The following is a 6,405-nucleotide window of genomic DNA, read 5'->3' as shown; positions in this document are numbered from 1 at the left end:
ATATATTTTTCTTCATACTATAAAGATACCACAGTCATAAAGACTGTGGTAGAGCAAAAAACGACCCAGATTTTTATACTTTCTTATCTTTTAAAGAAAGGGTACCTGACTATAATCAGATACCCTTCTTCTACTCACTATTCTTCTTCTAATCCCATTACTTGAATGACCGTTTCAACTACTTCATCTGCGTATCGATTACAATCTTCCAATGTAGGTGCTTCTACCATGACACGCACAAGTGGCTCTGTTCCAGACGGTCGAACTAACACACGGCCGTTGGAGCCCATTTCCGTCTCTACTTTCTCTATTTTTTCTAAAATCACTGGATTCGTCATCGCTTCATTTTTATTTAAAACTCTCACATTTTTTAAAACTTGAGGGAATATCTGCATTTCAGCTGCTAACTCTGACAAAGGCTTACCTGTTTCTTTCATCACATTCACGAGATGTAATGCGGAAAGCATACCATCACCTGTTGTACTATAATCAAGTAGGATGATATGACCGGATTGCTCCCCACCAAGGTTATAACCACCTTTGCGCATTTCCTCCATTACATACCGATCACCTACAGCTGTTTTCTTACTCTTTAAGCCATTTTCTTCGAGTGCGTTATAGAAGCCTAAGTTACTCATCACCGTAGATACGATCGTCGAGTGATGTAACGAACCAGTTTGTTGCATGTATTTCCCTATGATGAACATAATCTGATCGCCGTCTACGATATTTCCTTTTTCATCCACAGCAATAAGTCGATCACCATCTCCATCAAATGCTAAACCAATATCCGCACCTTTTTCCAGAACTAGTTCCTGTAGTTTCTCTGGATGAGTGGACCCTACACCATCGTTTATATTTAAACCATTTGGCGAACTACCAATCGTCGAAATATCCGCCTCTAAATCAGCAAATAAGTGGGAAGCAAGGCCTGATGTCGCACCGTGTGCACAATCTAGTGCAATGTGCAATCCATCAAACTCATTATCAATCGTCTCTTTTAAGTACTGAATATATTTCTGTCCGCCTTCTAAATAATCATTAACTTGTCCTACATTCCCACCAACTGGTCTTGGTAGCTCATCTTCCTCTTTATCTAGCAAAGCTTCAATCTCCGCTTCTTGCTCATCAAAAAGTTTAAATCCATCAGGTCCAAAGAATTTAATTCCATTATCTTCAACAGGGTTATGAGATGCGGAAATCATAATACCTGCTTGCGCATTCATCACCTTCGTTAAATAAGCAACCCCTGGTGTTGAGATAACACCTAGTCGCATTACCTCTACTCCGATGGATAATAATCCTGCAACAAGTGCGCCTTCAAGCATCGTTCCAGAGATTCGTGTATCACGTCCGATTAACACTTTTGGATTTTCTGAATTATTGGTTAACACGTAGCCTCCAAATCGACCTAGTTTAAAAGCCAATTCTGGTGTTAACTCTTTATTCGCTATCCCACGTACACCATCTGTTCCAAAATATTTTCCCATATTCATACTCTCCTTTGAACTCTTCCTGATTTATTCATCAGTCAGCACTACTGTAATGTTTTCTGTTTCGGAAGTTATTTCAACTTGATCTCGGAATTCCTCTGTTAACTCAATACTTAAAGGTACTTCATGCGTTCCGCTGCTCAATCCGTTTAGATTTGCACGGACATCAATATCATTTTCAGTAATTCCCTCTAAAACCGAAGGAAACCCTGTTAATGTAACATTTATAGTGTTGGGGTTCCATTCAGCAACTAGATCTTCTGGTTCATTCTCCACCGTGATTGGGATTTCCTGCAATACTCTATCTTCTTCTGTCTCTACCTCTATACTTACCGTCACAGTAGATTGGCTTATCCTACGTATTTGCTCAGAAGACTCTAGTTCAATCTCGATTGAACCACTCTCCGTAATTGAACTTAAGTCGATAGGCTTGGTAGCCATCTCTTCCAATGTCCCGAGAAAGTCCTCTGGCGCAAAGACTTGTACTTCCTCTGTCTCCAAATCCATGCTCAATAATTGAATACCATCGGGTAGTTCATTTTCTGTTTTTAAAGAAATAGGTACTGACTTATTCGGGCTTTTTACATCCAATGTAACTTTTAATGTCGGTGGGTTTACTCTTACATTCAGCTCGTTACCTTCTGTATCATACACTTTTACAGGAACGTTATCTATTGTTTGTGATTCATTCATGCCTGTTACGTCTATAAATGCTTTTACAATAGCTGCTCGATCTATTGCGCTTTTGGAGCCTACTAATTCTACAGTGCTCGGTTCTGTATATACATTGGCAATTTCATAGCCTGCTTCAATTTTGTCACGATTTATTAGATCCACATTCGCTGTGAATTCTTTCGTAGCACGCTCTTCAATGATTACTTCAATCTCTTCTGGCTCAATATAGACATTTACTTTACTTGGTATACCGTTATACTCAATAGGCACTAAATGAGTTCCTACATCTAAGTTTTCTAAATTAACAAAAACTTCGAAATTCCTACGAACTGCTACAGGAGTTACTAAACTTACAGGGCCTTGCAAGGTAACGGTAACCGTATCTGGAATACCACTGACAACGTAATTTTCTTCATCTATCTCAACTTGAATAGGTACATCTTCCAATGTTTGTGTTTCATTCGTTGCTGTACTAGGGGTACGTGAGTCAGTACTTCCATCATTAATATTCTGGTCAAAAGCTGCAACAGCAAAGAGCAATACCGCGAGAAATAATGAAACTAAACGAATGGCCCACGGTTTTTCTAACCATTTATCCATTCTTTCTTCCCCTCCAATTCCAAGCTTTTGCCGTTGATGTTTTATATTTCATCACCAAATCTGCTTCCAACATTTCAGCAAGCTTCTCTGAGGAAATATCATGAAACAACTCACCGTTCTTCGCACAAGAAATATTACCTGTTTCCTCTGAGACTACTATTGTAATTGCATCTGTCACTTCACTAATACCAAGTGCTGCTCGATGCCGAGTCCCCAATTCTTTTGAAATAAAAGGACTTTCTGACAAAGGTAAATAACAAGCAGCTGCCACGATTTCATCACGATTCAAAATTACTGCGCCGTCATGCAGCGGTGTATTTGGTATAAATATATTCGTCAAAAGTTGATTTGTGAGTTTACCATTGATCGGAATACCTGTGGACACATAATCGCCCATCGCTGTTTCTCGCTCAATGGTTATCAACGCTCCAATTCGTCTTTTCGCCATATACTTACAAGATTCAACAATTGATTCAATTGATTGTTTGAGTTCTTCTTCTTCGGAGCTTGTATTTCTAGAAAAAAAACTTCCTCTTCCAAGTTGTTCTAATGCTCTTCGTAATTCTGGTTGGAATAATATAATGATTGCTAGTGGTCCCCACATAATAACTTGCCAAAATAGCATTCGTACTGTATCTAGCTCTAAAAAAACACTTAGAAAATAGATGAGAATAACGACAAAGATACCCTTCAATAATTGAATAGCCTTTGTACCTCGTATTAACATTAAAATTTTATACAAAATATACCATATAATTGCAATATCGATAAGTACTTTTATAATATCTAAAAAGTTCCATTCACCGCTAAACATTTGACCACAACCTTATGTCCATCCAGATCCTCTTCCTATCCATTTAGTTGTTTTTATTATAGCATAATTCCATAGACTACCTTAACGATATATATTATTCCACTATCCTAATTTTTATTTCTAGTCCAAACTATTATATCCAATAAATGAACAAAGGACACACCAATCCAACTATAGGTATGTCCTTTTCTTATTCGTTTTACAAACTAAAAATATTTTCGAATAGTTGTTTAAGTCGGTACCACATCCATGAGAACATTCGATCAATTTCTTGTATTTCGCCGACAACGTTTCCTGTTGAAGCCGTTAAGTGGTTACCGTTTACTACAACAACATTACCTTTTACTTCTCCCTCTATTTGAAGGTCTCCATTTTTCACGGTAATATCCTCATCAATAATAACACCTTCTGGAACGATAACCGTATCGTTCTCAACTACTAAATTCATACCTTTAGGATAGGTGAGCTTTTCACTTTGGTTCCAATCACTTATCATGCCACCAAGCATGAGTATAAAAAATATTGCTGCCGCCGTGAAAATAGGATGTACCTTCATCCAGCGAGTTATCTTTTTCCCTTTTCGCTCCATCGGTAAATTATCCATAACATTCAAGGTGAAGTTTTCGGATGGCTTCATGTCCACATTAGTTGTGATTAGAGCAACGGTTTGCTTTAATTCACGAAAATGAATTTGACATGCTTCACACTTTTCCAAATGAGAGCTCAAATACTTCTCATCTTCCTTAGATATATCACCGTCTAAATATTCATGTATTAAATCAATAAATTTATTATCACATTTCATGTCAGTCACACTCCTTAAACATGACGAAGCCTTTTTCTTAAGGCCTCTCTGCCCCGATGAATTCTTGTTTTGACAGTGCCGACAGGTAATTCTAATATTTCGCTAATTTCCTTAATAGACAATTCATCTATGAAGCGTAACGCGATAATACTTCGGTACTTTACTGGTAACGCCATAATTTCTTTTTGTATATAATTCTGTATCTCTATACCTTCAACGAAATCTTCGGTTGAAGGTTGATCTGCTGCCAACTGACCATAAAGATTATGGCCTTCCGAATCATTTATCTCAGCGTCAAGATAAAAGTCTGGCTTTTTCTTACGTAGCCGATCAATCGTTAAATTTGTAGCAATTCGGTAAAGCCATGTAGAAAATTTTCGTTTCTCATCAAAAGAATGAATATTAATATAAGCACGAATAAATGCCTCTTGCGCTAAATCCTCTGCTTCATGACGATTACCAATCATACGGAAACATATTCCAAATACCTTATTCTGAAATAATTCTACAACATACTCGTAAGCTTGTTGGTCTCCCTTTTTTACCGCTCTAATTTTTTCTTTTAGTTTCTCTTCCATCATAGATTAATACCTCCGCTATAAATGCGGTCACATATCATACGTTTGAACAACATAGAATGTTTCACTTTTTCTCTCTATTTTTTATAAATTGTTGCTACATTGATTTTTAATAGTATTATCTCTATTATATCAGTTATATTTTAATTGTGTATAGGGTACCAAAGTAGTTAGATATATCTTTTTAAAACATAAAAAAAGCAGTCATATGTCATGACAGCCTTGTTAGTTTGAAATAATTTATGATGATTTACTATGGAGCCTAGCGGGATCGAACCGCTGACCTCCTGCGTGCAAAGCAGGCGCTCTCCCAGCTGAGCTAAGGCCCCGAAAAAATGGTGAGCCATGGAGGATTCGAACCTCCGACCACCTGATTAAAAGTCAGGTGCTCTACCAACTGAGCTAATGGCTCTTAATAATATGATAAGATAACTGTTTATTTGTAATTCTTATTGTAATAGTTGATGATCATTCAAAGATGATCTGTGCTCGTCTTGTCGCAGCTTAAAATACGCTGCCACTTTCCTCGCAAAACCTACGATGAAGTTTTCTCTAAGATGTTGGCTGGTTTCTCTACCAACTGAGCTAATGGCTCTTATTAATACAACAAATCTTTCACTTCAATAAAAGAAAATAAAAATGGCTGGGCTACTAGGATTCGAACCTAGGAATGACGGGACCAAAACCCGTTGCCTTACCGCTTGGCTATAGCCCAACAATTAAAAAAGTGTACAATGTTATTATACACAATTTCCCTATTCATATACATAAATGGTGGAGGGAGTAGGATTCGAACCTACGAACCCGATGGGAACGGATTTACAGTCCGTCGCGTTTAGCCTCTTCGCTATCCCTCCATAAAATATGCTCTTCAATTAAAAAGACTGGTGCCGGCCAGAGGACTTGAACCCCCAACCTACTGATTACAAGTCAGTTGCTCTACCAATTGAGCTAGACCGGCATGGTGGAGGATGCAGGGCTCGAACCTGCGACCCCTTGCTTGTAAGGCAAGTGCTCTCCCAGCTGAGCTAATCCTCCATTGGTGACCCGTACGGGATTCGAACCCGTGTTACCGCCGTGAAAGGGCGGTGTCTTAACCGCTTGACCAACGGGCCATATAAAATATATGGTAATAAAAAGTTTTCAGAGCTTCCAGCCGGATTTGAACCGACGACCCCTTCCTTACCATGGAAGTGCTCTACCTGCTGAGCTATGGAAGCATTGGCTCCACAGGTAGGATTCGAACCTACGACCGATCGGTTAACAGCCGATTGCTCTACCACTGAGCTACTGTGGAAGAATCATGATAATATAATTCCTCAAGTCTGCTCATAAAAAATAAGCAGCCTGGCGACGTCCTACTCTCGCAGGGGTAAAACCCCAACTACCATGGGCGCTGAAGAGCTTAACTTCTGTGTTCGGTATGGGAACAGGTGTGAC

General features: G+C 38.7%; 5 protein-coding genes, 9 tRNA genes and 1 rRNA gene. All 15 read right to left on the bottom strand.

The annotated features are described in order from the left end of the window. Positions 1-137: 137 nt before the first annotated feature. Positions 138-1,490 carry a phosphoglucosamine mutase gene (gene glmM, locus GGQ92_RS15940; RefSeq protein WP_184251277.1) on the bottom strand — a complete coding sequence of 451 codons (1,353 nt, stop codon included), beginning with the start codon at positions 1,488-1,490 and terminating at the stop codon, positions 138-140. A gap of 30 nt (positions 1,491-1,520) precedes the next feature. Next, positions 1,521-2,768 carry a CdaR family protein gene (locus GGQ92_RS15935; RefSeq protein WP_184251275.1) on the bottom strand — a complete coding sequence of 416 codons (1,248 nt, stop codon included), beginning with the start codon at positions 2,766-2,768 and terminating at the stop codon, positions 1,521-1,523. Further along, positions 2,761-3,582 carry a diadenylate cyclase CdaA gene (cdaA, locus tag GGQ92_RS15930; RefSeq protein WP_184251273.1) on the bottom strand — a complete coding sequence of 274 codons (822 nt, stop codon included), beginning with the start codon at positions 3,580-3,582 and terminating at the stop codon, positions 2,761-2,763. Before cdaA ends, GGQ92_RS15935 begins: the two co-directional genes overlap by 8 nt. Before the next feature lie 199 nt (positions 3,583-3,781). Continuing rightward, positions 3,782-4,387: an anti-sigma factor family protein gene (locus GGQ92_RS15925; protein ID WP_184251271.1), complete on the bottom strand. Its 606-nt coding sequence runs from the start codon at positions 4,385-4,387 to the stop codon at positions 3,782-3,784. 14 nt (positions 4,388-4,401) lie between these two features. Continuing rightward, positions 4,402-4,965: an RNA polymerase sigma factor SigW gene (gene sigW, locus GGQ92_RS15920; RefSeq protein ID WP_184251279.1), complete on the bottom strand. Its 564-nt coding sequence runs from the start codon at positions 4,963-4,965 to the stop codon at positions 4,402-4,404. A gap of 256 nt (positions 4,966-5,221) precedes the next feature. After that, positions 5,222-5,294: transfer RNA gene (locus GGQ92_RS15915), tRNA-Ala, on the bottom strand. A gap of 7 nt (positions 5,295-5,301) precedes the next feature. Next, positions 5,302-5,377 (bottom strand) — tRNA-Lys (locus GGQ92_RS15910). A 228-nt stretch (positions 5,378-5,605) separates the two neighbouring features. Continuing rightward, positions 5,606-5,680 (bottom strand) — tRNA-Gln (locus GGQ92_RS15905). Positions 5,681-5,737: 57 nt separating this feature from the next. Further along, a tRNA-Tyr gene (locus GGQ92_RS15900) sits at positions 5,738-5,822 on the bottom strand. Positions 5,823-5,850: 28 nt separating this feature from the next. After that, a tRNA-Thr gene (locus tag GGQ92_RS15895) sits at positions 5,851-5,926 on the bottom strand. Between the two features lies 1 nt (position 5,927). Next, positions 5,928-6,003, bottom strand: a tRNA-Val gene (locus GGQ92_RS15890). 2 nt (positions 6,004-6,005) lie between these two features. Continuing rightward, positions 6,006-6,080: transfer RNA gene (locus GGQ92_RS15885), tRNA-Glu, on the bottom strand. Between the two features lie 32 nt (positions 6,081-6,112). After that, positions 6,113-6,185, bottom strand: a tRNA-Thr gene (locus GGQ92_RS15880). A 2-nt stretch (positions 6,186-6,187) separates the two neighbouring features. Further along, positions 6,188-6,262 (bottom strand) — tRNA-Asn (locus tag GGQ92_RS15875). Between the two features lie 48 nt (positions 6,263-6,310). Continuing rightward, positions 6,311-6,405 (bottom strand): 5S ribosomal RNA (gene rrf, locus GGQ92_RS15870); the annotation flags it as partial.

Origin of the sequence: Gracilibacillus halotolerans (genome assembly GCF_014206945.1) — a bacterium.
Classification (GTDB): Bacteria; Bacillota; Bacilli; order Bacillales; family Amphibacillaceae; genus Gracilibacillus; species Gracilibacillus halotolerans.
Note: the sequence above shows the minus strand (reverse complement) of the source record. Positions and strands in the feature narration are given on the sequence as shown.